The organism is Tamlana sp. I1, assembly GCF_015355625.1.
GTDB lineage: Bacteria > Bacteroidota > Bacteroidia > Flavobacteriales > Flavobacteriaceae > Pseudotamlana.
The window spans coordinates 53,672-80,249 of the sequence record NZ_JACLAF010000005.1; the positions used below are offsets into that span (position 1 = coordinate 53,672).

Below are 26,578 nucleotides of genomic sequence, written 5' to 3' on the forward strand. Positions count from 1 at the left end.
TAAATGCTGTGGTGCATATATTATTAAGATAAAGTAAAACTAATTAAATACTAGTACATGGAAGTTCAAGGAAGAATTAAGATGGTTGGAGAAACACAATCATTTGGAAGCAATGGATTTAGAAAAAGAGAAGTTGTTGTAACTACAGACGAGCAGTACCCACAACATATTATGGTGGAGTTTGTTCAAGATAAAACCGATTTGTTAAACAACTATCAAGTAGGACAACAAGTAAAAGTTAGTATTAATTTACGCGGTAGAGAGTGGGTTAATCCTCAAGGTGAAACTAAATATTTTAACTCGATTCAAGGATGGCGTATTGAGGCTTTACAAGCTGATGCCGGAGGAGCAAACATGCCTCCAGTTCCACCAGCTGATGCTTTCGAGCCTGCTGGAAATTTAAAAGAAGAAGATCACGACGATTTACCTTTTTAATTAGCAATTTTGATTTTCCGCGAAAGCGAAAACCTTATAAAAATAACCTCAATGTTGTATCTAACGTTGAGGTTGTTTGTTTTTATTACTTTTCTTTATGTACTACCTAAATGAAGATTTGTGGTTTCCCGAAGTTGAAGCAGCTACCCAAGATGGCTTACTAGCTGTTGGCGGAGATTTGTCTGTGCCCCGCTTGTTGTTAGCCTATAAAAGCGGCATATTTCCTTGGTTTAGCGAAGGCGAACCTCTTTTGTGGTGGTCGCCAGATCCCAGATTTGTCTTGTTTCCAGAGCAATTAAAAGTTTCAAAAAGTATGAAACAAGTCATGCGAAATGGGGGTTTTACTGTAACGGTTAACACGCAATTTAATGCCGTCATGCAAGCCTGTTCTAAAATTAAAAGAAAAGGGCAAGACGATACATGGATTACCAATACTATGATTGATGCCTACGCCGAACTTAATAAATTAGGCTATGCGAAATCGGTTGAAGTTTGGCAAAATAATAATTTAGTGGCTGGCCTTTATGGTGTCGATTTAGGAAATGGTGTGTTTTGTGGCGAAAGTATGTTTTCTACAGTAAGTAATGCTAGTAAAGTAGGGTTTATTAGTTTTATTCAGAATACAAATTACAAGCTTATAGATTGCCAGGTTTACACCAGTCATTTGGAAAGTTTAGGCGCCGAAGAGATGTCTAGAAAGGACTTTTTAAGGTATTTGTGAGTATGAAATGTAACACTCATTCCGAATATAGAAATAACACTTAAAGTTTAATAAACGCTGAAGTTAGTAAAAACAGCACGTTGTAAGCTTTTCGGTTAAAAGCTTCTAAACGATATTCTAATCCTGTTTGTAATTTGAGTTTTTTAGTGATTTTCCAGGCTATTTTGGCATTGGTTCGCATACTTACAATGGATTTTATATGCGGACTTAAACTTAAAAGACCTTCTAAACTACTTGTAAAATAACTTTCGCCAACATCAAAAGTATTACCTTTTAGTGGGAGACCAACTTCAAACAAATAACGCTCCCTGTATATGGTTAGGGTTTTTAAAAACCGTTGTTCAAGTCTTAATTTGTGGCGGTACCGTAGGCGGGAACGCTGATTAACAAAATTGTATTTTTCGGTAATTCTAATTTCTCCCGAACCGGTATCAAAAAAATCCCTATTTCGGTAATAAATCCCAAGGCTAACAATGTGTTTGTCGTTTAAATGAAAATTAGAAAAATGATAAAAATCAATTTGTTGTTGGTTATAATCCCAAGTGTGGTATTGGTATAAAAAGTAGCGTGATCGAAAAGCAAAATCGGCGCTGTATTTTTCAGAAAATTTACTTGTAACCCCAAGTGTAGTCTCTCCTAAAACGGTGGTTCTTTTTTGGGAGAAAGCCAAACAAAAGCACATGGTGAAAATAATAAGCAGGAATTTTTTCATTGGCCTTGCTAATTTTTCAAGTAGAATGATTTTCTTGATTTTTATTAAACTAATCGATTTTAAATGGGGTTGTCAAAAATAATCAGATTATATGTTTTGGACAAAAAATAGTACGAATTTACTATCTTCAATCTTTTAAAAAATCTAAGTTTTATGAAAATAGCTTTATTCAGTAGCAAACCTTACGATCAAGAATATTTTGAAAAATATAACCGAGATTATAAGTTCGATTTCACGTTTTTTGAAACGCCTTTAAATCAGCATACTGCCAATTTAACAAAGGGGTTTGAAGCTATTTGCACTTTTGTAAACGATAAGCTAGATGCTAAAACCATTGAAATTTTGGCTAAAAACGACATAAAATTAATCGCGGTTCGCTGTGCGGGTTTTAATAATGTCGATTTAGAAGCGGCAAAAGCGAAGGGAATAAAAGTGGTGCGCGTTCCAGCCTATTCTCCCGAAGCTATTGCCGAACACGCTGTAGCATTAATTTTAACTTTAAACCGAAAAACACATAAGGCTTATAATAGAATTCGAGAAGGAAATTTTTCTTTAAATAAACTTATCGGTTTCAACCTTAATAAAAAAACAGTAGGGGTTTTAGGAACGGGAAAAATTGGCGCAGCCTTTTGTGAAATTATAAAAGGTTTTGGTTGCGAAGTTCTGGCTTACGACCTCTATAAATCGGATGAGTTAATTGCTGAAGGTGTTACATACGTGTCTTTAGAGGAATTGTTTAAGCGTTCCGACATCATATCATTGCACTGTCCGTTAAACGAGGCGACCAGACATATTATTAATGAAGATTCTATTGCGCAGATGAAAACTGGTGTCATGATTATTAATACCAGTAGAGGCGCATTAATTGATACGGCTCAGGTTATTGATGCCTTATCGCAGGATAAAATTGGTTATTTAGGGATTGATGTTTACGAGCAGGAAGAAAATTTATTTTATGAAGATTTATCGGAAAGTGTTATTCACGACGATTTTATCATGCGTTTAAATAGTTATCCGAATGTGTTAATTACAGCGCATCAGGCCTTTTTCACTAAAGAAGCCATGTTTGAAATTGCAACAACAACTTTAAATAATATAAAAGCTTTTAAAAACGGCGAAAAATTATTGAATCAAGTGGTTTAAATCTCGTTATATCTAAAGCAGTTTTTCTCATGGTCGTTAACCATGCCAGTGGCTTGCATGTGTGCATAAACTACGGTTGAACCCACAAATTTAAACCCGCGTTTTTTTAAATCTTTACTAATGGCATCACTTAAAGGTGTGTTTGCTGGAACGTCTTTAATACTGTTAACTTTGTTTTTTATGGGTTTGCCTCCAACAAAGCCCCAAATGTATTTGCTGAAACTTCCAAATTCGTTCTGAATTTCCATAAAAGCCTGTGCATTGGTTACAGCAGCTTTCACTTTTAATTTATTGCGAATAATTCCAGCATCTAAAAGTAAGGCGTCAATTTTATCTTGTTTGTAGTGGGCTATTTTTTTATAGTCGAAAGCATCAAAAGCCTTTCTGAAATTTTCACGCTTCCGCAGAATCGTAATCCAGCTTAAACCGGCTTGAAAGGTTTCTAAAATTAAAAATTCGAAAAGGGTTTCATCATCAAAAACAGGTACGCCCCATTCTTCATCATGATAGGTTTCATATAGTGTATCGCCTTGGCACCAAGCACATCTTGATTTAGTATCCATTTGATATTGTAAGTTTTAAAAGTAAATTATGACAAATGTCATCTTAATTATCTTGTTAAGATAGTAATTTTGCCCTTCCAAGATATGATATCATTTAAAAAAGCGTCCATGAAAACGATTATAGAACAAAGTTTAGACCGCAGTATGACTTACGAAGCATACCGTGCATTAGTTAAACAATTGGTTGCTGAAAAATCCAATACAGGAACCGATAAATCGGAAGATTTGGCTAATTATACCAAGCTAAACGATAAACGTATGAATCGTTGGGACAAAACCATAAAGGTCTCTGAGGGGGCAATCCGTAAAATTTCAGAATTTAATCATCAAATTACATGGTTGATTATTACGGAAAGTTGGTGTGGTGATGCGGCGCATGTGTTGCCTGCGCTTTATAAAGTAGCGCAGCTTAATGATAATATCGAATTTAAAGTGGTGCTTCGTGATGAAAATCCAGACCTTATGAATCAGTTTTTAACCAATGGTAGCGCTTCCATTCCTAAACTGATTGTGATTGATAATGAATCTCGCGATGTTCTAAAAACTTATGGGCCAAGGCCTTCCGAAGCGGCAAATTATGTAAAACGATTTGTTGCCAAAAACGGTAAACTTACTCCCGAGTTTAAAGAAGATTTACAACATTGGTATAATAATGATAAAGGGCAAACGGTTATTCAGGATGTTACTTTAATGCTTTGTAAATTAGCGCTTAACGTTTGCCGACAAACATAAAAGTAATGGTGCCAATCTGGCTTTTTTGTGTGGAATCTTCGCTAAATCGAGATTGTTTGGCGTACTCTAAGGCACGTTCTACTAAACATTCATTATCCGACGAGGAAGCCGCTGTGTTTACATCGGTTTCCGTAACATCGCCATTGGCATTAACTGTAATGTTTATAACTATTTTTCCGTTTACTTCACAAAGGTAAACAGGAATGGGAATGTATTCTTTTTCACGGTTAAGCAATGAAAATCGAATAGAACTTTTTGAATTATTGTTAGCCTGCTGCTTTTTTAAAATCTCGTTAACTTTACTAAACTTCGATAATTCCTCTTGGTTTAATGCAGCATCTTCAGCAGGTTTAAAATCGTTTTTTTGTTGTTGCTCCTCCGCTTCGCCATGATCGTTAGATTTTGGCACATAGTCTTTTGGAGGCGCTATGCTTTTAAAAGCCTGAGCAAAATGCTTGTGTTCTTGGGCTTCATTAAAGGCTTTGTTGGTTTCGGCTTTAGCGTTATTCATTTGGTCTAAAGCTTCAAGTGTTTTTAATTCTTCAGGAGTTAATTCTTGTTCGGGTTCAATCTCATAATAACTTTCCGAAGCCAATTCATTTTGCTTGTTAAGACTTAAATTAAAGACCAATAAAAGGACTGTTCCAGAAATTAGAAGGGTGATAAGTAGGGCTCTATGTTGATTTGTTAGGTTCAAATCGTTGTTTTTTTACGTATTTGTTTGGGGGTAATATACGCAAAAAATAGTTAATTGGTTTTTAGGCTTTCTATAAAGGATTCAATGTTTGTGGCGTTTTCAACATGAAAATCGCCAATTTTGGTGCGTCTTAATACTGAAAGATGTGCGCCAGATTGCAAGGCTTTTCCAAAGTCGTTTGCTAAAGAACGTATGTAAGTGCCTTTACTACAAACTACTCTAAAATTAATGTTTAAATCTTCAATCTTAGTGATTTCAAATTCTGAAATGTTTACCGTTCGGGGTTTAATTTCAACATCTTCACCAGCTCTAGCAAATTCATATAAACGTTTTCCATCTTTTTTTAATGCTGAAAAAACAGGAGGATATTGCTGAATATCGCCAATAAATTGATGGGTTGTTTCATGAATTAAAGCTTCGGTAATATGGTTGGTAGGGAAGGTTTCGTTAATTTCAGTTTCTAAATCAAAAGAAGGTGTTGTGCTTCCTAAAACAATCGTTCCCGTGTATTCTTTAATTTGACCTTGAAAAGTATCGATTTGCTTGGTCATTTTTCCTGTACAAAGCACTAGTAAACCTGTAGCAAGTGGATCTAAAGTTCCGGCATGCCCAACCTTTATTTTTTTTATGTTGAAGGCTTGCCTAATTTCCCAACGCAGTTTATTAACCACTTGAAAGGAAGTCCAATGCAAAGGTTTGTCAATTAATAAAACCTGTCCAGATTGATAATCTTCAAGGGTTTTCATTAGGCATTTAACATTGAAAATATTACGGCAATAAGGCCCACAATAGCACAGTAAATAGCGAAATAGATGAGTTTGCTTTTCTTAACTAAAGAAATCATCCAGGTACAAGCAAAAATTCCAGTAATAAAAGCGGCAATAAATCCTATGGAAAGGGCTTTAAAATTACCACTATCATAAGCCAATTCCCCACTTAAAATGTCTTTTGCAATTTTTCCGAAGATTAACGGCACTACCATTAAAAATGAAAATCGTGCTGCTTTGGTTTTATCGTTTCCTAATAAAACCGAAGTTGAAATGGTTGCTCCAGAACGCGAAATTCCAGGAAGCATGGCAATGGCTTGAGAAATTCCTATAATGAAAGCATCTTTAAAAGATACTTTTTTATCGGTGTTTTTAGCTTTGTCGGCAAAGTATAAAAGTATGGCCGTTATAATAAGCATAAAGCCAACAAGCATAACATTTCCACCAAATAACTGTTCTAATTGTTTTTCAAAAAACAAACCAACAAAAACTGCTGGAATCATGGAAATGGCAATTTTGGTAATGAATTGTAAATCGTCATTCCATTCAAATTTAAGAGCACCTTTGATGAGGTCGAATATGTCTTTTCTAAAAACGACAAGCGTACTTAATGCTGTTGCAAAATGTAAAACTACTGTGAATAGTAAACTTCCTTCGGCTTCTAAATCATCGCCTAAAATAGCTTTTCCTATTTCTAAATGACCACTTGATGAAACAGGTAAAAATTCAGTAAGTCCTTGAATAATACCTAATATAATTGCGTCTATAATTTCCATGGCGCAAAAATATTAAAATACTAATACATTCGACATGAGTTGCCAAATAATAAAAGGTTATTTTAGAATCTGTTATCGATAAAATTTTCTATCGAAAATTACTCGAACTTACCTTTTAGAGTTTCAAAATAAATTCAATTAAATAAACGAGGTAAGTTTTAAATGAACATGAATATAGATCATCCGATTAGTTAGCCTAAAGTTTATTTTTAATTGGAACATATAAACAATAAAATCATTAAATTATCTTTGTATTATAAAAATGAGGCAATTATGGATTTACAAGCAGATTTAAAGTGGATACAACAGGAGTTGAGCAATGTAAAAGACCCGATATTTATTGAGGCTATTAAAAATATGTTGAAATATAGAAAAAAAGTGTCATCAGAGCGCATTAGTATTGAAGAATACAATGCAGAAATTGATGCTTCGATTTCGCAAATAGAAAGCGGACAAACATATACGCATGAACAAATGGGAGAGCGCATTAAGCAATGGGGAAAGCAATAATTTGGACGCATAGTGCAGATGCAGATTTAAGCGAAGCATTTTTAGAATTATTGGAACAATCTAAATCGATTGAAACGACTACAAGAATTATCACCGAAATTTATGAATCAACTTCAATTCTAGCTGACAATCCAGAGATTTATAAATTAGATACACTCAAAGAAAATAATAAGGGGAACATTAGAGCTTACGAAAAACACACTTACAGAATATCGTACTTAGTTGAGAAAAATGCTATTTATATTATTCGCGTTCGATACGCTAGAAAAGAGCCTCTAGAGTATTAAAGAACTCCTATATTCAACAGATGTTCCTCAGTAATAATGGAATATTTTAGAATCTATTCAATATTTTGATTTTACACCTCCCTTAGTCCCTCCTTATTAGGAGGGAAACTCAATCGTAGCAGTTCTCTTCTAGTAAGAAGGGATTAAGGGGTGTGTTGTTAATATTGTTTATTTTTAAGTAATGAAAATAATACTAGCACCAGATAAGTTTAAAAATTCGGTTTCAGGATTTGAATTCTGTAAAGCCGTTGAATCTGGCTTGAAAGAAATGCATCCAGATATTAAAGTTGTAACGTTACCTCTTGCTGATGGAGGCGATGGCACCATTGATATAATCAATTTTTATTTAAAAGGGGAGTTTGTTTCTGTTCAAGTTCATAATCCGTTTTTTGAAAGGATTTATGCTTCTTATTTATTTGCTGATGAATCTAAAACAGCTTTTATTGAAATGGCTGAAGCTTCAGGAATAAAACTATTGAAACCTGAAGAATTAGATTGTAAAAATGCCACCACTTTAGGAACCGGAGAACTGATTGTTAATGCTTTAAATCGAGGCGCTAAACAGATTATTTTAGGTATAGGAGGAAGCGCGACAAACGATTGTGGTATTGGTATGGCAACGGCTTTGGGTTATCGGTTTTTAGATAAAAACGAAAAAGAGGTAAAACCTATTGGCGCCAACTTATCTAAAATTAAAAAGATTGATGCTTCTAACATTCATGAGCAATTAAAATCTGTAAAGTTTCAAATAGCTTGTGATGTTGAAAATCCTTTATATGGGGAAAACGGAGCCGTTCAGGTTTATGCCAAACAAAAAGGTGCAAACAAAAAAGATAGGGTATTGCTAGAACAGGGTTTGCAAGATTTTTCAAAAGTTCTCGAAAATCATTTTAATGTGGATGTGCAATCCGTAAAAGGAGGTGGTGCAGCAGGAGGTATGGGCATCGCATCCAAGGTGTTTTTTAATGGTATTTTGGAGCCTGGAATTACTTTGGTGAAGGATTTAGCAGATTTCAATAATCAAATACAAGGTGCCGATTGGCTAATTACTGGTGAAGGGAAGTTGGATGTTCAAACCTTGTCTGGAAAGACGATTCGTGGCGTGCTCGATTCCGCGAAAGCGAAAAAAATAAAAGTCGCCGCATTATGTGGAGCCATCGATTTGGATGAAAATAAATTAAAAGACTTCGGAATAGATTACGCAGATGCCGTTTTAAACTACTCGGAAAATTTAAACGATGCCATGGAAAATGGTAAAGCGTATCTTGAAGAAATGGCTAAAGTATTTGCTGAAAAACACCTGTAATTTACTCTTTATCCGGATTTAAAAGAATGGCATAAATTTGAATTCCAAACCCGATAAGCACTAAAGTTGGTGCTAAACGAATACGTCGCCAGCTAAAAATTTCTGGATTAAAAACGTTGGGATCGTCGCTGCCACCGCCAGCCATTAAAATAAACCCAAGAGCGATAACGGCTAAACCAATAAACATGAATTTATAGTTTTTCTTTCCAAATACAAAAACTGGTTTTGTTGCTTCTTTTCGTTTTTTCTCTCCCATAATTGTAATTCTGCCGAATATTTAGTGCAAAGTAAAAGATTTATTTAAAATTAACGTGTTAATCTCTTTCTAATATTTTGCTTATCAGATTTAATAATATAATTGATCGGTTTTTAAATTTAAGAAACGCTGGGTTGCAAAATGGGTGCTAATCCAAGTGATTATAATGCCTAATCCGAAAATAAAAGCAAATAGCATAGCTACAAAAATAGGCTGCCCTAAGAGGTTGAGTTCTATAAAGGTTTTGTTTAAATAGTAAAGTACTACGGCCATTCCTATAAGCGCTAAAATAGCACCAATAATACCTAGTTTTACACTTTGCCAAACAAATGGTCGTCTAATAAATTGTTTGGTTGCGCCAACCATTTGCATGGTTTTAATAGTAAAACGCTTGGAGTAAACCGCTAATCTAATGGAACTGTTAATTAATAATACAGCAATTAAGGTGAAAATACTACTAATAATGAGTACCCAAAAACTGATTTTTTTAACGTTATCGTTCATTAAATTAACCAAATCATTATCGTAAGTTACCTCTTCTACGAAGTCTTTATTTAAAGCTTCGGCTGAAATTTTTTCAAGATGTTCCGAGGTCACATAATCGGCTTTGAGGTAAACATCTATAGAGTTTTGTAATGGGTTATAGCCAACAAAATCCATAAAATCTTCGCCGTTTTCAGCCTTCATAAACTCGGCAGCTTCTTCTTTTGAAACGTATTTGGTGGTTTTAACATATTCGGCCATAGCCAAACTTTTCTCTAGTTGTTTGGTTTCAACATCTTTGGCAGTGTCTTTTAAATATATGGTAACTACCACTTGTTCTTTAAAGTGATCGGAAACCTTCTTCGCATTAAGGATCAACAAGCCTAGTAGACCTAATAAAAATAAAACCAGAGCAATACTTAAAACTACAGAAAAGTATGAGGAGATAAGTCTGCGTTTTTGGTGCCTTTCAAAAGATGAACTCATAGAAGAATTTGGATTAATGATGTAAAAATACTAAAGTATTATTAATCTGTATTTATATAAACCAAAACAAATTAATAATGTTGTAAAACCATTAAATAATTATGTGGTTGACTTCGTTTTTTTACTAATCAAATACACACCAATAATTACAAAAAGACAGGAAATTATCTTTACAATATTAATGTCTTCAGTATAAGTGTCGTTGTTAAAAAAGTGAGCTAACATCAAGACGATGGCAAAACTAACCGCAGGTTGTATATAGGTGTAACTTCCTGCCACCGATGGAGACACTTGGCGTAATGCATAGATGTTAAATAGAAAGGTTAAAAAGGTTGTAAACACGATAACATAGCCAATAACCAGAAAGGTGTTTGTGGTAAAAAGGCTGTAATCTGTATTAAATACAGCATCGTTTAAACCAACTGGAAGCATAAACAGAAGTCCGAATAGAAACACCCAACTAATAATGGTTATAAAATGGTATTTCTTCATCAATGGTTTTACAATTACTTGATAGAGCGAGAAGCATACTACATTTAGAAAAACAAAGAGGTTGCCTAAAAAACTACTAGTGCCTTCGGCTATTTGACCATACCAAACTAAACCAATAGCACCTATGGCACCAATACTTAAGCCTATGAGTTTGTTGGTTGTTGTTTTTTCTTTTAAGAAAATCATGCTCAAAATAAATACAACGGTAGGTGAGGAGGTCATGATTATCGACGTGTCGATAGGCGATGTAATACTCAGCCCTTCAAAGAAAAACAGTTGGTTACATGAGGCGCCAAAAAGTCCGCAAAGTACGAGTCGGAAAAAGTCTTTCTTTTCAACCTTTTCTTTAATAAATAATTTAATGCACCAAAACAAAATGCCTGCTCCTAAAACACGAAATAACACAAAGGGTCTAGGGTCTAGTTTTTCGGGCATGATGCCTTTTGCAATAAAATGATTGGCGGCATAAATAACATGGGCGCCAAATAAGGCAAGATGGGCTTTTATAATGTTTGCTTTTATCAAAGAAATATGTGGTTTTAGGGAGTAATTGAATAGCGTGCCAAAAGTAATTCTATTAATTTAAATGATTAAGGAAAGTCATTTTTTATTCATTAAGACCTCCTGTTTCTAATTAAAACGTAAATTTGCAACTTCTTAAAATAAGGATGATAATGACGTATAATTTCAACGAAATCGATGCCAAGTGGCAAAAATATTGGGCCGAAAACCAAACGTTTAAAGCCGAAAATAATAGTGACAAACCAAAGTATTATGTTTTGGACATGTTTCCTTACCCTAGTGGTGCTGGATTGCATGTTGGGCATCCATTAGGTTATATCGCTTCCGATATTTATGCGCGTTACAAACGTCATCAAGGATTTAACGTTTTACATCCGCAAGGTTACGATAGTTTTGGTTTGCCTGCCGAGCAATATGCTATTCAAACAGGGCAACACCCAGCTATTACTACTGCTGAAAACATAAAAACGTATAGAAGGCAATTAGATCAAATAGGATTTTCATTCGATTGGTCGCGTGAAGTGAGAACTTCCGATCCGAGTTACTATAAATGGACCCAGTGGATTTTTATCCAATTGTTTGAATCGTGGTATTGTAAGCGTGAAAATAAAGCTTTTGCTATTTCCGATTTGATAAAAGTGTTTGCTGGAGAAGGTAACAAAAATGTTGAAGCTGTTTGTGATGATAACGCAGGAGTTTTTACTGATGAAGAGTGGAATTCATATTCTAAGAAAGAGCAAGAAGAAATTTTATTACAATATAGATTAACCTATTTAGCTGAAACTGAAGTAAACTGGTGCCCTGCATTAGGTACTGTTTTAGCTAACGATGAGATTGTAAACGGTGTTTCCGAACGTGGTGGACATACGGTGATTCGTAAAAAAATGACCCAATGGAGTATGCGGATTTCTGCTTATGCCGAGCGTTTACTACAAGGTTTAGAAACAATTGATTGGACCGATTCTTTAAAGGAGAGTCAGCGTAACTGGATAGGGAAATCGGTTGGAGCGAGTGTTTCCTTTAACGTGTTACCAACAACCAATAACCAAAAACCAGCAACCATATCTGTATTCACAACGCGTCCTGATACCATTTTTGGAGTAAGTTTTATGACTTTAGCGCCAGAGCATGAATTGGTATCACAAATAACCACGCCCGAGCAAAAGGAAGAAGTAGAAGCCTATATTTTAGCGACTGCTAAACGTAGTGAGCGTGATAGAATGGCTGATGTAAAAACCATTTCTGGTGCTTTTACTGGCGCTTACGCGGAACACCCTTTTACAAAAGAGCCGATTCCAGTTTGGATTGGTGATTACGTTTTAGCTGGCTACGGTACAGGAGCTGTTATGTCGGTGCCATGTGGTGACCAACGTGATTACGATTTTGCGAAGCATTTTAATATTCCGATTCCGAATATTTTTGAAGGTGTCGATATTTCTGAAGAAGCTTTTTCAGATAAAGATAAAACAGTAATTGCTCATAGTGATTTCCTTAACGGGATGAACTATAAAAAAGCTACCAAACGCGCCATTTACGAATTGGAACAATTAGGCGTTGGCGAAGGAAAAACCAATTACCGTTTACGTGATGCGGTATTTTCACGTCAGCGTTATTGGGGTGAGCCGTTTCCTGTGTATTATGATGAGGATGGCATGCCAAAAATGATAGACACCAAGTTTCTGCCTATAGAATTACCTGAAGTTGAAAAGTACTTGCCTACAGAAACTGGCGAGCCACCATTGGGTAACGCTTTAAAATGGCATTGGTTACAATATGGTGATGAGGCTAAAATAGTTTCTAAAGAGGAGTTTGAGAATTCCTCCCCTTCGGGGAGGCTAGGAGGGGCCTTAGAACTGAACACCATGCCAGGTTGGGCAGGGAGTTCTTGGTACTTTAACCGCTACATGGATCCAACCAACACTGACGAATTTGCTAGTCAAGAAGCCTTGAATTATTGGAAAGATGTTGATTTGTACATTGGTGGAAGTGAGCATGCAACCGGACACTTATTGTATTCGCGTTTCTGGCAAAAATTCCTGTTCGATAAAGGCGTTGTGCCTGTTGATGAGTTTGCTAAAAAACTGATTAATCAAGGGATGATTTTAGGAACAAGTGCTTTTGTTTATAGAGAAGAAGGAACGAACACCTATTATTCAGCGGGATTAGCAAAAGACAAAAATGTGCAACCTATTCACGTGAAAGTAAAATATATAAATGCTTCCAATGAATTGGATATTGAAGGTTTAAAAAATGATAGTGAGTTTGGTGAAGATTATAAAGATGCCGAATTCATTCTAGAAAATGGTGTTTACAAAGTAGGTCGCGATGTGGAAAAAATGTCCAAATCGAAATACAACGTCGTAAATCCAGATGATATTGTTGCCGAATATGGTGCCGATAGTTTAAGACTTTACGAAATGTTCCTTGGACCATTAGAGCAATACAAACCATGGAATACAGCTGGTATTACAGGGGTGCATAACTTCCTTAAAAAACTATGGAAATTGTATGCCGATGATAACGGTTTAAAGGTAAACGACGCTCCTGCAACTAAAGATGCTTTAAAAACATTACATAAAACGATTAAGAAAGTTCAAGAAGATATTGAGAACTTTTCGTTTAATACGTCGGTATCAACTTTTATGATTGCGGTGAACGAATTAAGTACTCAAAAATGTACTAGTAAAGATGTTTTAGAACCTTTATTGGTTTTAATTTCGCCGTATGCACCACATATTGCTGAAGAATTATGGAGTCAGTTAGGTCATGAAACGTCAATTTCGACAGCTGCTTTCCCAGAATTTGATGCTAGTCATTTGGTTGAAAGTGCTAAAAATTACCCGATTTCATTTAATGGTAAAATGCGATTTACTTTAGAGTTACCTCTAGATATGAGTAAAGAGGATATCGAAAAAACAGTCATGGCTCACGAAAAAACACAGGAACAATTACAAGGTAGAACGCCTAAAAAAGTGATTGTGGTGCCTGGAAAGATTGTGAATATTGTAGGGTAGGTTGAAGTTAGATATTAGATATTAAAAGTTAAAAGTTAGAAGTTAAAAGTGAAAAGTTGACTTTTTCATTTGTATTGTTGAACTAACGAACCTGAAGTCGATGGCTTCTCGATACAATTTCGAAGAAAAATCGAAATCACTCGAAGAGACAAAAATATAGTTTTATGTCTGTTCGAGTGATGCGACGGTAGGAGCATTGTATCGAGAACTTGTTTTCTTAAATAGGCATAATTAGAATATAAAAGCATCATATCCATATTTATTTTGGTATGATGCTTGTAATCTTTGAAACTGAAATATATTTAAAAACACCAAACCCGAAGTCAGAGGACTACGGGTTTGGTGTTTTTATGATGTTGTTTAATTGAAGAAATAACCAATGGAGAGTTGGAGAGCTCCTATTCTATTTTTATCTGTTGCACCATCGATGTTATTAATGTTGGATAAGCCAAAATTGTATCGAGCTCCAAAATTAATGCCGTTGTTTAACTTGTAGCCTACACCAGTAGTTATACCAAAATCTACATTATTGTATGCGTCTTTAACATCAAGGTCTTCATTTTTTGCAGAAAGCAAAAAACCTATTTGTGGCCCTGCTTCAAGACTCAAACCTTTTATAATATAATATTTTGCTATTAGCGGAATGTTTAGATAGTTTAACGCTGTAGTATTGTCGTCGATGCTAAATCCAGTTCCAGAAAATATGATTTCAGGTTGAACCGATAATTTTTCAGAAACCGGAATTTCTACCATACCCCCAATATTAAAAGCTGTAACCATATCGATGTTTTCCGTGTGGTCTCCAGAAATTGTGGCGAAATTAAGTCCGCCCTTTACACCAAATTGAATGTCTTGCGCGTTCAGATTTGTAACACCTAGAAGGATAATTGCAGTAACTAATAATAGTTTTTTCATGATTTAAAAGTTTGATTTATTTTATTCAAAACAAAGTCTTTTAGCAATGTAATCAGCTCTAGTTGGGATAGTATTAACCTTTTTAACCAATTTTAACAAGAAGTTATAATTAATGGGTAATGAGATTTTTGTTTTGTGTAATAATGTAATTTTCAATAGCAGGTGTTCGCGTTAAGGATAGCAGTGGAAATCCTTTTTTATAACCAATAACTAAAAACCACCAACCAATAACCAAATAAAAAAGATTGTAACGGATAGCCTGACCCTTGTGGTAACCTGCCTGCCGGCAGGCAGGCGCTCAAAAAAACATTCAAGAAATTTAAATATGGAATGTGTAATAAATTCCTAGTAAATCAGTATGTTTTATGTAATTCTTAACAAAACGTTAAATTTGTTATTGAATTTTTAAGAAAAATTAGATTTTTCAAAATTTACTCAATCATTTACTTTAATTTTGCTTGGTACTAAATACTAACTTTTAAAATAATGCGCTTATGAAAATTGGTGTTCCTATTGAGATTAAAAACAACGAAAACAGAGTGGGGATGACGCCTTCTGGGGTGTTTGAATTAACAAAACGTAATCACGAGGTTTTTGTTCAAAAAAATGCTGGTTTTAACAGTGGTTTCTTAGATGAAGATTATATGGAGGCTGGGGCTAAAATTCTTGATACTATCGAGGAAGTTTATGCTGTTGCTGAAATGATTGTAAAGGTTAAAGAGCCTATCGAACCGGAATACAAATTAATTCAGCCTAACCAAGTGGTGTTTACTTATTTCCACTTTGCATCAAGCGAAGCGTTAACAAACGCGATGATTGAAAGTAAATCCATTTGTATTGCTTACGAAACAGTTGAGGATGCCGATGGTACGTTGCCATTGTTAATTCCGATGTCGGAAGTAGCAGGTAGAATGTCTATTCAACAAGGTGCTAAATATTTAGAGAAACCAATTAAAGGTCGTGGTATTTTATTAGGTGGTGTTCCAGGAGTGCCTCCTGCAAAAGTACTTATTTTAGGTGCTGGTATTGTAGGCTATCAAGCGGCTAAAATGGCGGCAGGATTAGGAGCTCACGTTGTAATCATGGATATAAACATGAAAGCTTTACGTTATGTGAGTGATTCGATGCCAAATAACGTTATTAGTGAGTTTTCTAGTGAATACAATATTAGAAAACATATTAAAGATGCCGATTTAATCGTTGGTGGTGTATTAATTAAAGGTGCCAAAGCGCCTAAGTTAATTACAAGAGATATGCTTAAAGAGATGCAACCAGGAACTGTTATGGTTGATGTTGCTGTAGATCAAGGTGGATGTTTTGAAACAACAAAGCCAACAACCCACCAAGACCCAACTTATATTATTGATGAGGTGGTACACTATACTGTAGCAAATATGCCAGGTGCTGTACCTTATACGTCTACAATGGCTTTAACCAATGTTACGTTACCTTACGTAGTTAAATTAGCGAACGAAGGATGGGGAAAAGCTTGCGAGAATAACCCACCATTAGCAAAAGGTTTAAATATTGTTAAAGGAGAAATCGTTTATAAAGAAATTGCTGAAGCTTTCGATATGGAAATGGCTTAAGTCATTTAAATTTCAATAAATCAAACGTCTAGTACTTCTTTAAAAAGTCTAGACGTTTTTTTTGTTTATAATCTTATGTTAAACTGAAAAAGTCTGACAAATTTTCACAATACCTTTATGGCGTTATTTTTGCTATATTTACTATAGAAATCAAAACTTAAAAAAGAAATCATGTTAGGATATTATATAATTATTGGTGCTATAGCTTTAGTGAGCTGGTTGGTGAGTAACAAGCTTAAAAGTAAGTTTGAAAAGTACTCTAAAGTACATTTACGTAATGGCATGAGTGGTGCCGAAATAGCACAAAAAATGCTTGCCGATAATGGTATTTACGATGTGGAAGTTATTTCTACGCCAGGACGATTAACAGACCATTATAATCCTAAAAATAAAACGGTTAATTTAAGTGAAGCCGTTTACAATCAACGAAATGCAGCAGCGGCTGCAGTTGCTGCTCACGAATGTGGGCATGCAGTGCAACATGCTCAGGCCTACAATTGGTTGCAAATGCGTTCGGCTTTAGTGCCAATTGTGAGTGTAACTTCAGGTATGTCGCAATGGCTTATTATTGGCGGACTCGTTTTAGGAGGTGCTGCTGGTATTGGTTTAGGTTGGTGGGTTGCCGTTTTAGGTGTGGTGTTTATGGGCTTTGCAACTTTGTTTAGCTTTATCACTTTACCTGTTGAATACGACGCGAGTAACCGTGCCTTAGCTTGGTTAAAAAACAGACATATGTTGGCTCCAGAAGAATATGCTGGTGCCGAAGATTCTCTAAAATGGGCGGCTAGAACCTATTTAGTGGCTGCTATTGGTGCTTTAGCGAACTTGCTTTATTGGGCGCTTCAGCTTTTTGGAGGAAGAGATTAATGTCTACTAAAAATTAAAATACAAACCTAAAGCTCTGAACTATTTCAGGGCTTTTTTGTTTCTTTATGCCTAATTAATTCATGATGACATCACCTTTAGATTATTATAAAAAACATTTAGAAATTTATCAAACCGAGGTGAAGCGCCTTTTTAAACAAATGGCAAGTATAAGTTTGCTGCGTTTATTAGTTTTTGTGCTTACTGGTTTTGGTATTTATCTGTTTATAGAACAATGGAAAATTGCTGTAGCTATTGCAGCTTTAGGAATTGCCATATTCGTTTATTTGCTATCTCGATACACCGATGCGAAACATAACCGCGCGTTTAATAAAGCCTTGGTTACTATTAATGAAGATGAAATTAAAATGGCTTCTGGCGATTTTCATGATCGTGATCAAGGGCTTCAGTTTCAAGATCCGAAGCATTTTTACAGTTTGGATATCGATTTGTTTGGACGTGGTTCCTTTTTTCAATTTATGAATAGAACCACAAGTCAAGAAGGTGCTAAAAAACTAGCCGATGCTTTAAAAGCGAATGACATTTATAATATTGAATCACGCCAAGAAGCTATTAAAGAACTTTCTGAAAAGCCAAAATTCCGACAGTTTTATTCGGCGACTTCAAATTTAGTTCACGTTGAAACGCCTGCGAAATCTATTTTAAATTGGCTAAAAAACCATCAATTGTTCTTAAATAAAACCATCTATTGGGTAGGGGTTATTTTTGGAGTTATCTCCCTTTTAATTCTTGTGCTTACTTTTTTAGAAGTGATTTCCAATAAAGCGTTAATTGGTTACTGGTTGTTTTTAGGATTAGGAATTTCAAGCATTTATCTAAAAAAAGTTAACATATTGGCTTCAAATACCGATAAAGTTCGAGATACGTTTAGGCAGTATGCGACCTTGTTGGATTTAATTGAAAAGGAAATCTTTACTTCGGATTTATTGCTAGAAAAGCAAAAAATGATTCAATTTGAAACTGAAAAAGCATCAGCGATTTTTAAGTCGTTTTCAAAGTCATTAGATGCTTTAGATAATCGAAACAATCTCATAGGGGCTTTATTTGGCAACGGTTTATTTCTAACCGATATTAAAAACTCCTATAAAGTAGAGCAGTGGATTGCTCAATATGGCGAAAAAGTAACCGATTGGTTTGAAGTGGTTGCCTTTTTTGATGCTTACAATTCGTTAGGGAGCTACAGCTACAATCATCCAGAATTTGTGTTGCCAGAAATTGTAAAAAATGGTCCTGTTATAAAAGCGGAAGGTTTAGGGCATCCGTTATTGAATAAAACCAAGCGCGTAGACAGCGATGTCATTATAGAAAATGAACAGTTTTTTATTGTAACAGGAGCAAACATGGCAGGGAAAAGTACTTTTTTACGAACCGTGTCTCTGCATATTGTCATGGCAAATACAGGTTTGCCAATTTGTGCAAAGAAGAGCCAGTATGCGCCTGTAAAACTGATTACAAGCATGCGTACAACAGATTCTTTAGCAGACGAAAGTTCGTATTTTTTCTCGGAATTAACCCGTTTGAAATATATTGTAGATGCCATTAAAAAGGAGCCGTTTTTCATCATTCTCGATGAAATTTTAAAAGGAACAAATAGCACCGATAAGGCCATTGGTTCTAAGAAATTTGTTGAAAAACTCGTGGCTTCAAACGCAACTGGGATTATTGCAACACACGATTTAAGTTTGTGTGAAATTGAGCAAGAATTAAATGAGGTGAAAAATTATTATTTTGATGCTGAAATTATTAACGACGAATTGTATTTTGATTATACTTTGAAGCATGGTGTTTGTAAAAATATGAATGCTTCATTTTTATTAAAAAAGATGGATATTGTTTAGTTTTCAATTGAAATAAAAAGCGAATAAAAAATTTTATAAACCCTGCAATCATGCAAAAAGAGCTAAAAGTAACTTGGATTCAAAGCGATTTGGTTTGGGAAAATCCGAAACAAAATAGAGCAGCGTTTAGCAATCATTTTGAAAGCCTTTCAGATGATACAGATCTTGTTATTTTACCTGAAATGTTTACTTCAGGTTTCACCATGAATGCTGCTTTGGTGGCCGAAACCATGCAGGGCGAAACTGTATCTTGGATGGTAGAAATGGCTAAATTTCATGACATAGCTATTACAGGAAGCTTAGTGGTTTCAGAAAATGATAAGTACTACAATCGCCTTTTATTTGTTAAGCCTTCAGGAGAAATAATACATTACGACAAACGCCATGCCTTCACTTTAGTTGGCGAAGAAAAAACATATACAGCAGGTACAGAAAAAATCATTGTAGATTATAAAGGCTGGAAAATTTGTCCGTTGATTTGTTACGATTTGCGTTTTCCTGTTTGGGCACGTAACACCGAAGATTATGACCTTTTAATTTATGTAGCCAATTGGCCAAAACCTAGAATTTCTGCTTGGGATACTTTGTTAAAAGCCAGAGCTATCGAAAATATGAGCTATTGTATAGGTGTGAACCGCGTTGGTGTTGATGGTGTAAATAGTGTGTATTCTGGGCATTCGGCCGCTTACGATGTGTTGGGGAATTTAATTTCTACCCTAACACCAAATGCCGAACAAGTTGAAACCGTAACCTTAGAAAAACGACATGTTGAAGCTTATAGAAATAAGTTTAAATTTTTAAATGATAGAGATTCTTTTACAATTATTTAAATGTAAGCGTTTCAGGAATACCCCAGTCGGCTCTAATTTCAACATCAGGAAAATGTATCACATTTTCAGGTTGTCGTTTTTGCAAAAAGTTTCCTGTGTCGTATTTTTTATTGCCGTTTGTATCTTGAATAGTTCTTATGCTGTACACAGCAGGGTCTAAGTCTAAAAAGTCTACGGGCTCGTCTTTAGTGACGTAGTTTTCATATTTTACTTCACCGTCTTTGCTGGTTAGTTGAATAATTAACGGGTAGGTTGCATTAATTAAAGTAAAACGTATGTATCCAAAATCGGAAGATTTCTTAGTCTTCATCGAAACATTTAAGGTGTCATTTTTATTATCAAAAAGATCGACAAAAGTTTCTGGTAGCAGCTGCATTCTATAGCTGTTGTCTTCCGTTTTATCAAAATTGAAAGCGTAAGTGTTTGTAATGGTATCAAATTGACTGGTGAATTTTACAGCGACCGAGTCTTTATCCATCAACGTTATTTTTGAAGGATCCAGTTTAACCAAAGGGGTGTTTCCTGTTATTTTCAGGGCTTCTTTCAAGCCAATAGCATTTCCAGAAACCACTTTTATGGTTAATGAGTCTCTTGTTTGGTCTTTAATTCTAACGGTGAATTCTTTTTCAAAATCAGGATGACTCACTTTAAAAATTAAAGAATCAACTTCCATTTTTGGGGTGTACCAATAAAACAAAGTGTCTTTTTGTGGGTCTTTGGTAATGCGGTGTTTAAATTCTTCCGGAGTATCCGATAAAATTTTTATCGACATATCTCTGTAGTCGCCTTCATAACCAAAAGCAATTTTTTCGCCAGCAAGTAATTTAGGTCGTGTGGCGTTAAAATTGAGTTCTTCATTAAACAATTTTAAAGTGTATGTGGTGTCTGTTGGAACTTGAATAAACGTATTATGAAAAGCAATTTGATCTGTTTTTTGCTGAAATTTATTATCGCCATTACCGTCTTTTAAAGCCATAAGCATATAGTTGCCAGCTTTTATGTTTTCAATAGAAAACGTGGTAACACTGTCTAAAGTATTTGTAATGTATTTTGGTGTTTCTTTAAAAACAATGGAATCGGTATAGGTTGAATCCACTTCGTAAAGGGCTACGTTTACAAAGGTTTCAGGTTGTTTTTTTAGTGCATCAACAATTTTACCGGTTACTTTTAAAGAATCAATATGGTCGCCTGTAGAAAAAACATAGCGGTAATATGGGTACGGGTTGCCTTCATTATTATCGGTAATACTGTTTCCAAAATTAAAAGCGTAAGTAGAATTTGGTTGTAGGGTGTCTATAATTTTAATATAAATGCGTTTGCTTGCCGAACCAAGAGGCGTAACCTGTGGCGGATTTTTCATTGGTGGCGAAATGATAAGCTGTTTATTTAAATCTTTAATTTTTATGAATTCATCAAAATAGATTTCAATTTCATTGCCTTCAAAATTTGTCGTATAATTTTCTGGAATAGACTTAATAATACGAGGAGGTGTTTCATCTTTAGGTCCTCCTCCAGGAGTGCCTTTGTTGGCGCAATTAATAAAAATAGTACCTATTAAAAGGGCTAAAACAAAATTAGAAACAGTCTTTTTCATCAAAAATTCAAAATTTTTACAAACCTACATAATTTTAAAGATATAACAGATAACTGTTTAAGCTATTGCCATTGTAGCGATGCTTATTTTAATATTTTTAGCTCGATTTAAAACTGTAGCACAAGATTCAAGGGTTGCGCCAGTGGTTATAATGTCGTCTACCAATAAAATATGTTTGTTTTCAAGCGCATTTATATGGGTAATTGTAAAATGTTCGCTGTTGTTTTGCCATCTAACTAAGCGTTTTTTAGTAACCTGCGATGTGGTGTTGGTCACTTTTAAAAGAACATCGTCTTTATATTCAGCGTTTAAGGCTTTTGCGATTTGTTGACTGAATTTAGCAACTTGATTAAAGCCTCTTTTTTTAAGTTTATTTTTATGAAGCGGTACAGGAATAACCAAGTCTATAGTGTTATAAGCTTCAATCGTTTTTAATTCGGCGCCAAGCCAATCACCCAAAACAACACCAATTTGTTCTTGGTTTTTATACTTTAAATGATGAATTAGTTGTTGTACAAGTCCGCGTTTTTCAAATCTAAAAAGCGCAGTGGCGTTTTCAATTTGGGTTCTTCCGTAAAGGACTTTTTCAACGGTTTTATCAGCATTAAAATGAAAGTTTGTTACAGGCAAATGGTGCCGGCAATCCAAACAGATGGTTTCTATGTTATCACTTAATAAATTTAGGCAGGCATAACAAATTTTTGGAAAAAATAAATCAACTAGAGGTTTAATCATATGTATGAAAAATCGTTCTTGTAAACTTAAATAAAAAATGCATGATTTTCATGCTTATTTTTTAATAAACACGCTATTAGTTTAATGCGGTTTTATATTTTTGCATCATGGCAAATCAAGATGATCAATTTAAAAAGGTAGTCTCTCACGCAAAGGAGTATGGCTACGTATTTCAGAGTAGTGAAATCTACGACGGACTAAGTGCAGTTTACGACTATGCTCAAAATGGTGTTGAGCTCAAAAAAAATATACGCGACTATTGGTGGAGAGCCATGGTGCAAATGAATGAGAATATTGTTGGCTTAGATGCGGCAATATTTATGCATCCAACAACTTGGAAAGCTTCTGGCCACGTTGATGCTTTTAACGATCCTTTAATTGATAACAAAGATTCGAAAAAGCGTTATAGAGCCGATGTTTTAATTGAAGATTATTGTGCTAAAATTGAAGCTAAAATAGATAAAGAAGTTGCTAAGGCGGAAAAACGTTTTGGAGATGCTTTTAATAAAGAAGAATTTGTTTCTACTAACGGACGTGTTGTTGGTTATCAGGAAAAAATAAATACCATTCTTTCTCGTATGGCAAAATCTCTAGAAAATGAAGATTTAGCCGATGTGAAAGCTTTAATTGAAGAGTTAGAAATTGCTTGCCCGTTAACCGGAAGTAAAAACTGGACCGATGTTAAGCAGTTTAATTTAATGTTTGGAACCAAGCTTGGCGCTTCCGCGGAAAGTGCTATGGATTTATATTTACGTCCGGAAACAGCTCAAGGTATTTTTGTTAATTTTTTAAACGTTCAGAAAACAGGACGTATGAAGATTCCTTTTGGTATTGCACAAACAGGAAAAGCTTTTAGAAATGAAATTGTAGCAAGGCAATTTATTTTTAGAATGCGTGAGTTTGAGCAAATGGAAATGCAATTTTTTATTAAACCAGGCACACAACAAGAATGGTTTAAACATTGGAAAGAAACACGTATGAAATGGCATTTGTCATTAGGTATGGGTGAAGATAATTATCGTTTCCACGATCATGAAAAGTTAGCGCATTATGCCGATGCAGCAACCGATATCGAGTTTAAATTCCCGTTTGGTTTTAAAGAATTGGAAGGGATTCACTCTAGAACCGATTTCGATTTATCGCAGCATGAAAAATTCTCTGGAAAGAAATTACAATATTTCGATCATGAAGAAAATAAAAGCTATGTGCCTTATGTGTTAGAAACTTCTATTGGTTTAGATCGTATGTTTTTAGCGGTATTCTCAAATGCTTTACAAGAAGAAGAATTAGAGAATGGTACCTCAAGAACTGTATTAAAATTACCAAGTGTATTAGCGCCAGTAAAAGCAGCTATTTTACCATTGGTTAAAAAAGATGGATTGCCAGAAGTCGCTAAAGAAATCATTGAAGATTTAAAATGGGATTTCAATGTGGTTTACGATGAAAAAGATGCCGTTGGAAGACGTTACAGAAGACAAGATGCTAACGGAACACCATTTTGTATTACTGTAGATCATGATACTTTAGAAGACCAGTCGGTTACTATTCGTCATAGAGATTCTATGGAACAAGAACGTGTTAAAATTTCAGATTTAAGAAAAATTATTAAGGATGCTGTAGATGTGCGTTCTTGGTTATTGAAAATGAAATAATAGTATAATTTGATTTTTATTTGAAATCAACTATAAAAAAAAGAGGCTTTTTTGAAAGCCTCTTTTTTTATACAAGAATTTGTCGGTCTATTTGTTGGTCTAACGAAATAAGCGATTCGGTTCTTAAAACACCTTCAATAGATTGAATGTTTTTATTAAGCAAATGCATTAAATGCTCATTGTCTATCGATAATAATTTGATGAATAAATTGTAATTTCCTGTGGTGAAATGACATTCTAAAACTTCAGGGAAACGCCTTAAAGCCTTAACAACATCGTCTGTGTTGGCTGCTTTATCTAAATAAACACCTACAAAGGCCATAGTAGAATAGCCTAATATTTTTGGGTTAATTACAAATTTTGATCCAGATAAAAGTTTAGATTTTTCTAACTTTTTTAAACGTTGATGTATGGCTGCTCCCGAAATTCCAACATTTCTGGCAATCTCAAGTATAGGCGTTCTAGCGTCTTCCGTTAAAACACGTAGAATTTTTTTATCTATACCATCTATGGCTAGAGTTTTTGGTTTTTTGTTCATTGGTGTTATAGTTTAGAGCATAAAAGTAAACATTTGATTTTAAATTGTAACTATATTTTGTTTCTAAGTATAATTGTGCAATGAATTTTAATTTGTAAGTACTTGATTTACAAGGCTTCTAGAAATTGAATTATTGGAATAAAACAAAGGTATTTTAAGTTTTGCGCGTGTAAATCGCTTTGTTTCAGGTGTTTAGATAAGTAAAATCTTACTTAAAAAATTTCTTTTTCTTGAAAAATGATGCCGTATTGTTGAAGTTCTTCTAGGATGGGTTGGTATATGTTTTTAGCAATAGGAATTTGTACACCCGGCGAGGTTATTTTTCCGTTTAAAATAGCGAGAGTTGCTATGGCTACTGGTAGGCCTACGGTTTTTGCCATGGCTGTAAAAGTTTGGGTTTCGCCAAGAATAACCATACTGGCATTTGTTTGATGACTTGTGTCATGGCGTTTATATCCAAATTTATGGTACATAACAACCATGTCTTTATCATATTGAGAAAGCGACCAAGGTTCACTTAGTATTTTTTGAAGTATTTGTGCAGGAGTTGCGTTTTTAAGTTTCACGCGTTTGTTGGCATTAAATAAATCGAGTTCCAGAAGTTTGTTCCAAAGGTTTTCATCGTTAATTTTTAATTGATGCCTTAGTTTTTCTTCAATAGTATTAGTGTTATGGTATGGTAAGTAAGCATTTGTAAAATCGCGGTAACTCATGTGTTCGCTATCTTCAATGGTATAGCTGTCATCGGTCATGCCAAGACTAACAAAAACATCCCAAGCTTTGCAAAATCCAGCACGACGTATAGTGCCTCTGTAAAGTGTTTTAATGTTTTTTAGTCCATAAATGGCTTTGTATTTTAAAGAATCGCGATTGGCATAAACTTCAAAATCACCAAAATTATCAATTTGTAAAGGTTTTGTTTGCTTAAATAATTGGTTATATGCCATGTATTTAATGCTCCCTTCATCTAAAAATTTTGCGGCAGCGCCTTGTCCTGCAAGTACAACATTTCGTGGGTTCCATGTAAATTTATAGTGCCAAAGGTTGTCGTCGCTCTCAGGAGCAATAAGTCCGCCTGTATACGATTCGAAGGTGTTAATTTCAGCGCCTTCACTTCGAAGTCGGTCTAAAATTTGCATGGCGCTCATATGGTCTAGTCCTGGGTCTACGCCAATTTCATTCAGGAAAATAAGCCCTTTGGCTTTGGCATCTTCATCTAAAAGCTGCATTTCGGCACTCACGTATGATGCTGTTACTAGGTGTTTTTCGAATCTAATACAATCTTTAGCAATTTCAATATGTAAGTGCGCAGGGAGCATCGACACCACAATATCTGCGTTTTTAATAAGATTGGTTCTTAAAGCGTCATTGCTTATGTCTAGCTGAATTGCTTCGGCGTTTGGATTATTTCCAATTAATTGTACCGCTTGTTCAATATGGATATCGGCAACAGTAATGAATAAAGATTCTAAGCTAGCCTTATCTAATAAATACTTTAATAGATAGGAGGTTGATTTTCCAGAACCAATGATTAAAATCCTTCTCATATTGATTATTGTTGAGTAATTTTGTTTCAGCCCGTATAAAATAGTGGCTGTTACTAAATTATAAATATTAAAAGTATTTGTTAGAATAATTTAAACTTTATGAATAAAACAATTTTAATAACCGGTGGCGTATTTGGTGTGTTAAGTATAATTTTAGGGGCTTTTGGGGCTCACGGATTAAAAGCGTTAATTTCTGCAGAATCCCTACAAACTTTCGAAACTGGTGTACGTTACCAAATGTACCATGCTTTTTTACTACTATTTATTGGGGCAGCTTCCTTTGTTAGCGAAAAAACTAAAAAAATCGCATACTATTTAACGGTAATTGGTGTGCTCTTTTTTTCTGGGTCTATCTATGGATTGGCTACAAATTCGTTGTCGACTTTCAATTTTAAAAGTATTGGTTTTATAACCCCAATAGGCGGATTGTTTTTAATAGTAGCATGGATTTTAATAATTATGGATATAATAAAAAACTATCCTAAAAACGATTAAAATTAATGAATAATGTAAAATAATTATTCTAATTTTGTTGAATAACTAATTTTGTTGT

General features: G+C 34.7%; 27 protein-coding genes. 14 read left to right on the forward strand and 13 right to left on the reverse strand.

The features are described 5' to 3' along the window. Positions 1 to 57 precede the first annotated feature (57 nt). Positions 58 to 435: a DUF3127 domain-containing protein gene (locus H6X70_RS05420; protein ID WP_194766652.1), complete on the forward strand. Its 378-nt coding sequence runs from the start codon at positions 58 to 60 to the stop codon at positions 433 to 435. A gap of 97 nt (positions 436 to 532) precedes the next feature. Next, entirely contained in the window at positions 533 to 1,156 is a 624-nt protein-coding gene (gene aat, locus H6X70_RS05425; protein WP_194766653.1) for a leucyl/phenylalanyl-tRNA--protein transferase, read from the forward strand. Between the two features lie 40 nt (positions 1,157 to 1,196). Here aat and H6X70_RS05430 read toward each other — a convergent pair whose 3' ends face one another. Next, a complete protein-coding gene (locus tag H6X70_RS05430; RefSeq protein WP_194766654.1) occupies positions 1,197 to 1,868 on the reverse strand; it encodes a DUF2490 domain-containing protein in 672 nt (223 codons plus the stop codon). 153 nt (positions 1,869 to 2,021) lie between these two features. Between H6X70_RS05430 and H6X70_RS05435 the strand changes: the two genes are divergently transcribed. After that, positions 2,022 to 3,011, forward strand: coding sequence for a 2-hydroxyacid dehydrogenase (locus H6X70_RS05435; RefSeq protein ID WP_194766655.1), 990 nt, complete (start codon positions 2,022 to 2,024; stop codon positions 3,009 to 3,011). Here the strand turns inward: H6X70_RS05435 and H6X70_RS05440 are convergent. Further along, on the reverse strand, positions 3,008 to 3,574 hold the full coding sequence (locus H6X70_RS05440; RefSeq protein WP_194766656.1) for a DNA-3-methyladenine glycosylase I: 567 nt from the start codon (positions 3,572 to 3,574) through the stop codon (positions 3,008 to 3,010). The genes H6X70_RS05435 and H6X70_RS05440 overlap by 4 nt on opposite strands. A 108-nt stretch (positions 3,575 to 3,682) precedes the next feature. On the opposite strand from H6X70_RS05440, the gene H6X70_RS05445 reads away from it, so the two are divergent. After that, the gene (locus H6X70_RS05445) at positions 3,683 to 4,306 is read left to right on the forward strand and encodes a thioredoxin family protein (protein WP_194766657.1); all 624 of its coding nucleotides are present in this window, start codon (positions 3,683 to 3,685) and stop codon (positions 4,304 to 4,306) included. Here H6X70_RS05445 and H6X70_RS05450 read toward each other — a convergent pair. Genes H6X70_RS05450 through uppP form a run of 3 tightly spaced genes read right to left on the reverse strand, consistent with a single transcriptional unit; the run spans position 4,284 to position 6,546 of the window. Continuing rightward, the gene (locus tag H6X70_RS05450) at positions 4,284 to 5,003 is read right to left on the reverse strand and encodes an energy transducer TonB (RefSeq protein WP_228530280.1); all 720 of its coding nucleotides are present in this window, start codon (positions 5,001 to 5,003) and stop codon (positions 4,284 to 4,286) included. The genes H6X70_RS05445 and H6X70_RS05450 overlap by 23 nt on opposite strands. Positions 5,004 to 5,053: 50 nt before the next feature. Beyond that, the gene (truB, locus tag H6X70_RS05455; protein WP_194766658.1) at positions 5,054 to 5,749 is read right to left on the reverse strand and encodes a tRNA pseudouridine(55) synthase TruB; all 696 of its coding nucleotides are present in this window, start codon (positions 5,747 to 5,749) and stop codon (positions 5,054 to 5,056) included. Next, on the reverse strand, positions 5,749 to 6,546 hold the full coding sequence (gene uppP, locus H6X70_RS05460) for an undecaprenyl-diphosphatase UppP (RefSeq protein ID WP_194766659.1): 798 nt from the start codon (positions 6,544 to 6,546) through the stop codon (positions 5,749 to 5,751). The genes truB and uppP overlap by 1 nt, the downstream gene beginning before the upstream one ends. Positions 6,547 to 6,819: 273 nt before the next feature. Between uppP and H6X70_RS05465 the strand changes: the two genes are divergently transcribed. The 3 genes from H6X70_RS05465 (at position 6,820) to H6X70_RS05475 (ending at position 8,649) form a co-directional block, all read left to right on the forward strand. Beyond that, positions 6,820 to 7,056, forward strand: a complete 237-nt coding sequence (locus H6X70_RS05465; protein WP_194766660.1) for a hypothetical protein — start codon at positions 6,820 to 6,822, stop codon at positions 7,054 to 7,056. Beyond that, a complete protein-coding gene (locus H6X70_RS05470) occupies positions 7,041 to 7,343 on the forward strand; it encodes a type II toxin-antitoxin system RelE/ParE family toxin (protein WP_194766661.1) in 303 nt (100 codons plus the stop codon). The genes H6X70_RS05465 and H6X70_RS05470 overlap by 16 nt, the downstream gene beginning before the upstream one ends. A 181-nt stretch (positions 7,344 to 7,524) precedes the next feature. Continuing rightward, positions 7,525 to 8,649, forward strand: coding sequence for a glycerate kinase (locus tag H6X70_RS05475; RefSeq protein ID WP_194766662.1), 1,125 nt, complete (start codon positions 7,525 to 7,527; stop codon positions 8,647 to 8,649). 1 nt (position 8,650) lies between these two features. On the opposite strand, the gene H6X70_RS05480 is transcribed toward H6X70_RS05475, so the two are convergent. The 3 genes from H6X70_RS05480 to H6X70_RS05490 form a co-directional block, all read right to left on the reverse strand. Next, positions 8,651 to 8,905, reverse strand: coding sequence for a DUF3098 domain-containing protein (locus tag H6X70_RS05480; protein WP_067144842.1), 255 nt, complete (start codon positions 8,903 to 8,905; stop codon positions 8,651 to 8,653). 90 nt (positions 8,906 to 8,995) lie between these two features. Further along, positions 8,996 to 9,874: a cell division protein FtsX gene (locus tag H6X70_RS05485; protein WP_194766663.1), complete on the reverse strand. Its 879-nt coding sequence runs from the start codon at positions 9,872 to 9,874 to the stop codon at positions 8,996 to 8,998. A gap of 99 nt (positions 9,875 to 9,973) precedes the next feature. Beyond that, positions 9,974 to 10,891 carry a DMT family transporter gene (locus tag H6X70_RS05490; protein ID WP_194766664.1) on the reverse strand — a complete coding sequence of 306 codons (918 nt, stop codon included), beginning with the start codon at positions 10,889 to 10,891 and terminating at the stop codon, positions 9,974 to 9,976. Between the two features lie 149 nt (positions 10,892 to 11,040). Here H6X70_RS05490 and leuS point away from each other — a divergent pair, with 149 nt between their 5' ends. Then, entirely contained in the window at positions 11,041 to 13,902 is a 2,862-nt protein-coding gene (gene leuS / locus H6X70_RS05495; RefSeq protein WP_194766665.1) for a leucine--tRNA ligase, read from the forward strand. Between the two features lie 360 nt (positions 13,903 to 14,262). Here leuS and H6X70_RS05500 read toward each other — a convergent pair whose 3' ends face one another. Beyond that, positions 14,263 to 14,817, reverse strand: a complete 555-nt coding sequence (locus H6X70_RS05500) for a porin family protein (protein ID WP_194766666.1) — start codon at positions 14,815 to 14,817, stop codon at positions 14,263 to 14,265. A 494-nt stretch (positions 14,818 to 15,311) separates the two neighbouring features. On the opposite strand from H6X70_RS05500, the gene ald reads away from it, so the two are divergent. The 4 genes from ald (at position 15,312) to H6X70_RS05520 (ending at position 19,959) form a co-directional block, all read left to right on the forward strand. Beyond that, on the forward strand, positions 15,312 to 16,406 hold the full coding sequence (gene ald / locus H6X70_RS05505) for an alanine dehydrogenase (protein WP_194766667.1): 1,095 nt from the start codon (positions 15,312 to 15,314) through the stop codon (positions 16,404 to 16,406). A gap of 171 nt (positions 16,407 to 16,577) precedes the next feature. Further along, positions 16,578 to 17,273: a zinc metallopeptidase gene (locus H6X70_RS05510; protein ID WP_194766668.1), complete on the forward strand. Its 696-nt coding sequence runs from the start codon at positions 16,578 to 16,580 to the stop codon at positions 17,271 to 17,273. A gap of 83 nt (positions 17,274 to 17,356) precedes the next feature. Beyond that, a complete protein-coding gene (locus H6X70_RS05515; protein ID WP_194766834.1) occupies positions 17,357 to 19,129 on the forward strand; it encodes a MutS-related protein in 1,773 nt (590 codons plus the stop codon). Between the two features lie 50 nt (positions 19,130 to 19,179). After that, positions 19,180 to 19,959 (forward strand): amidohydrolase, encoded by a 780-nt coding sequence (locus H6X70_RS05520; protein WP_194766669.1) that lies wholly within the window; start codon positions 19,180 to 19,182, stop codon positions 19,957 to 19,959. Here the strand turns inward: H6X70_RS05520 and H6X70_RS05525 are convergent. Continuing rightward, positions 19,952 to 21,553, reverse strand: a complete 1,602-nt coding sequence (locus H6X70_RS05525; protein WP_194766670.1) for an Ig-like domain-containing protein — start codon at positions 21,551 to 21,553, stop codon at positions 19,952 to 19,954. The genes H6X70_RS05520 and H6X70_RS05525 overlap by 8 nt on opposite strands. A 57-nt stretch (positions 21,554 to 21,610) precedes the next feature. After that, positions 21,611 to 22,288 carry a ComF family protein gene (locus tag H6X70_RS05530; protein ID WP_194766671.1) on the reverse strand — a complete coding sequence of 226 codons (678 nt, stop codon included), beginning with the start codon at positions 22,286 to 22,288 and terminating at the stop codon, positions 21,611 to 21,613. 107 nt (positions 22,289 to 22,395) lie between these two features. Between H6X70_RS05530 and H6X70_RS05535 the strand changes: the two genes are divergently transcribed. After that, positions 22,396 to 23,940 carry a glycine--tRNA ligase gene (locus H6X70_RS05535; RefSeq protein ID WP_194766672.1) on the forward strand — a complete coding sequence of 515 codons (1,545 nt, stop codon included), beginning with the start codon at positions 22,396 to 22,398 and terminating at the stop codon, positions 23,938 to 23,940. Positions 23,941 to 24,007: 67 nt separating this feature from the next. Here H6X70_RS05535 and H6X70_RS05540 read toward each other — a convergent pair whose 3' ends face one another. Then, on the reverse strand, positions 24,008 to 24,478 hold the full coding sequence (locus H6X70_RS05540) for an Lrp/AsnC ligand binding domain-containing protein (RefSeq protein WP_194766673.1): 471 nt from the start codon (positions 24,476 to 24,478) through the stop codon (positions 24,008 to 24,010). A gap of 212 nt (positions 24,479 to 24,690) precedes the next feature. Next, positions 24,691 to 26,025 (reverse strand): saccharopine dehydrogenase family protein, encoded by a 1,335-nt coding sequence (locus H6X70_RS05545; protein ID WP_194766674.1) that lies wholly within the window; start codon positions 26,023 to 26,025, stop codon positions 24,691 to 24,693. Between the two features lie 99 nt (positions 26,026 to 26,124). On the opposite strand from H6X70_RS05545, the gene H6X70_RS05550 reads away from it, so the two are divergent. Continuing rightward, positions 26,125 to 26,520, forward strand: a complete 396-nt coding sequence (locus H6X70_RS05550; RefSeq protein ID WP_194766675.1) for a DUF423 domain-containing protein — start codon at positions 26,125 to 26,127, stop codon at positions 26,518 to 26,520. The last annotated feature ends 58 nt before the right edge of the window (positions 26,521 to 26,578 follow it).

Coding starts and splice junctions, on each gene's coding strand:
- truB (WP_194766658.1), bottom strand. CDS start 5,749: ATGAAAACCCTTGAAGATTATCAATCTGGACAGGTTTTATTAATTGAC.
- H6X70_RS05485 (WP_194766663.1), bottom strand. CDS start 9,874: ATGAGTTCATCTTTTGAAAGGCACCAAAAACGCAGACTTATCTCCTCA.
- leuS (WP_194766665.1), top strand. CDS start 11,041: ATGACGTATAATTTCAACGAAATCGATGCCAAGTGGCAAAAATATTGG.
- aat (WP_194766653.1), top strand. CDS start 533: ATGTACTACCTAAATGAAGATTTGTGGTTTCCCGAAGTTGAAGCAGCT.
- H6X70_RS05470 (WP_194766661.1), top strand. CDS start 7,041: ATGGGGAAAGCAATAATTTGGACGCATAGTGCAGATGCAGATTTAAGC.
- H6X70_RS05465 (WP_194766660.1), top strand. CDS start 6,820: ATGGATTTACAAGCAGATTTAAAGTGGATACAACAGGAGTTGAGCAAT.
- H6X70_RS05475 (WP_194766662.1), top strand. CDS start 7,525: ATGAAAATAATACTAGCACCAGATAAGTTTAAAAATTCGGTTTCAGGA.
- H6X70_RS05520 (WP_194766669.1), top strand. CDS start 19,180: ATGCAAAAAGAGCTAAAAGTAACTTGGATTCAAAGCGATTTGGTTTGG.
- H6X70_RS05500 (WP_194766666.1), bottom strand. CDS start 14,817: ATGAAAAAACTATTATTAGTTACTGCAATTATCCTTCTAGGTGTTACA.
- H6X70_RS05540 (WP_194766673.1), bottom strand. CDS start 24,478: ATGAACAAAAAACCAAAAACTCTAGCCATAGATGGTATAGATAAAAAA.
- H6X70_RS05515 (WP_194766834.1), top strand. CDS start 17,357: ATGACATCACCTTTAGATTATTATAAAAAACATTTAGAAATTTATCAA.
- H6X70_RS05545 (WP_194766674.1), bottom strand. CDS start 26,025: ATGAGAAGGATTTTAATCATTGGTTCTGGAAAATCAACCTCCTATCTA.
- H6X70_RS05535 (WP_194766672.1), top strand. CDS start 22,396: ATGGCAAATCAAGATGATCAATTTAAAAAGGTAGTCTCTCACGCAAAG.
- H6X70_RS05430 (WP_194766654.1), bottom strand. CDS start 1,868: ATGAAAAAATTCCTGCTTATTATTTTCACCATGTGCTTTTGTTTGGCT.
- H6X70_RS05530 (WP_194766671.1), bottom strand. CDS start 22,288: ATGATTAAACCTCTAGTTGATTTATTTTTTCCAAAAATTTGTTATGCC.
- H6X70_RS05525 (WP_194766670.1), bottom strand. CDS start 21,553: ATGAAAAAGACTGTTTCTAATTTTGTTTTAGCCCTTTTAATAGGTACT.
- H6X70_RS05550 (WP_194766675.1), top strand. CDS start 26,125: ATGAATAAAACAATTTTAATAACCGGTGGCGTATTTGGTGTGTTAAGT.
- uppP (WP_194766659.1), bottom strand. CDS start 6,546: ATGGAAATTATAGACGCAATTATATTAGGTATTATTCAAGGACTTACT.
- ald (WP_194766667.1), top strand. CDS start 15,312: ATGAAAATTGGTGTTCCTATTGAGATTAAAAACAACGAAAACAGAGTG.
- H6X70_RS05420 (WP_194766652.1), top strand. CDS start 58: ATGGAAGTTCAAGGAAGAATTAAGATGGTTGGAGAAACACAATCATTT.
- H6X70_RS05440 (WP_194766656.1), bottom strand. CDS start 3,574: ATGGATACTAAATCAAGATGTGCTTGGTGCCAAGGCGATACACTATAT.
- H6X70_RS05510 (WP_194766668.1), top strand. CDS start 16,578: ATGTTAGGATATTATATAATTATTGGTGCTATAGCTTTAGTGAGCTGG.
- H6X70_RS05445 (WP_194766657.1), top strand. CDS start 3,683: ATGAAAACGATTATAGAACAAAGTTTAGACCGCAGTATGACTTACGAA.
- H6X70_RS05480 (WP_067144842.1), bottom strand. CDS start 8,905: ATGGGAGAGAAAAAACGAAAAGAAGCAACAAAACCAGTTTTTGTATTT.
- H6X70_RS05435 (WP_194766655.1), top strand. CDS start 2,022: ATGAAAATAGCTTTATTCAGTAGCAAACCTTACGATCAAGAATATTTT.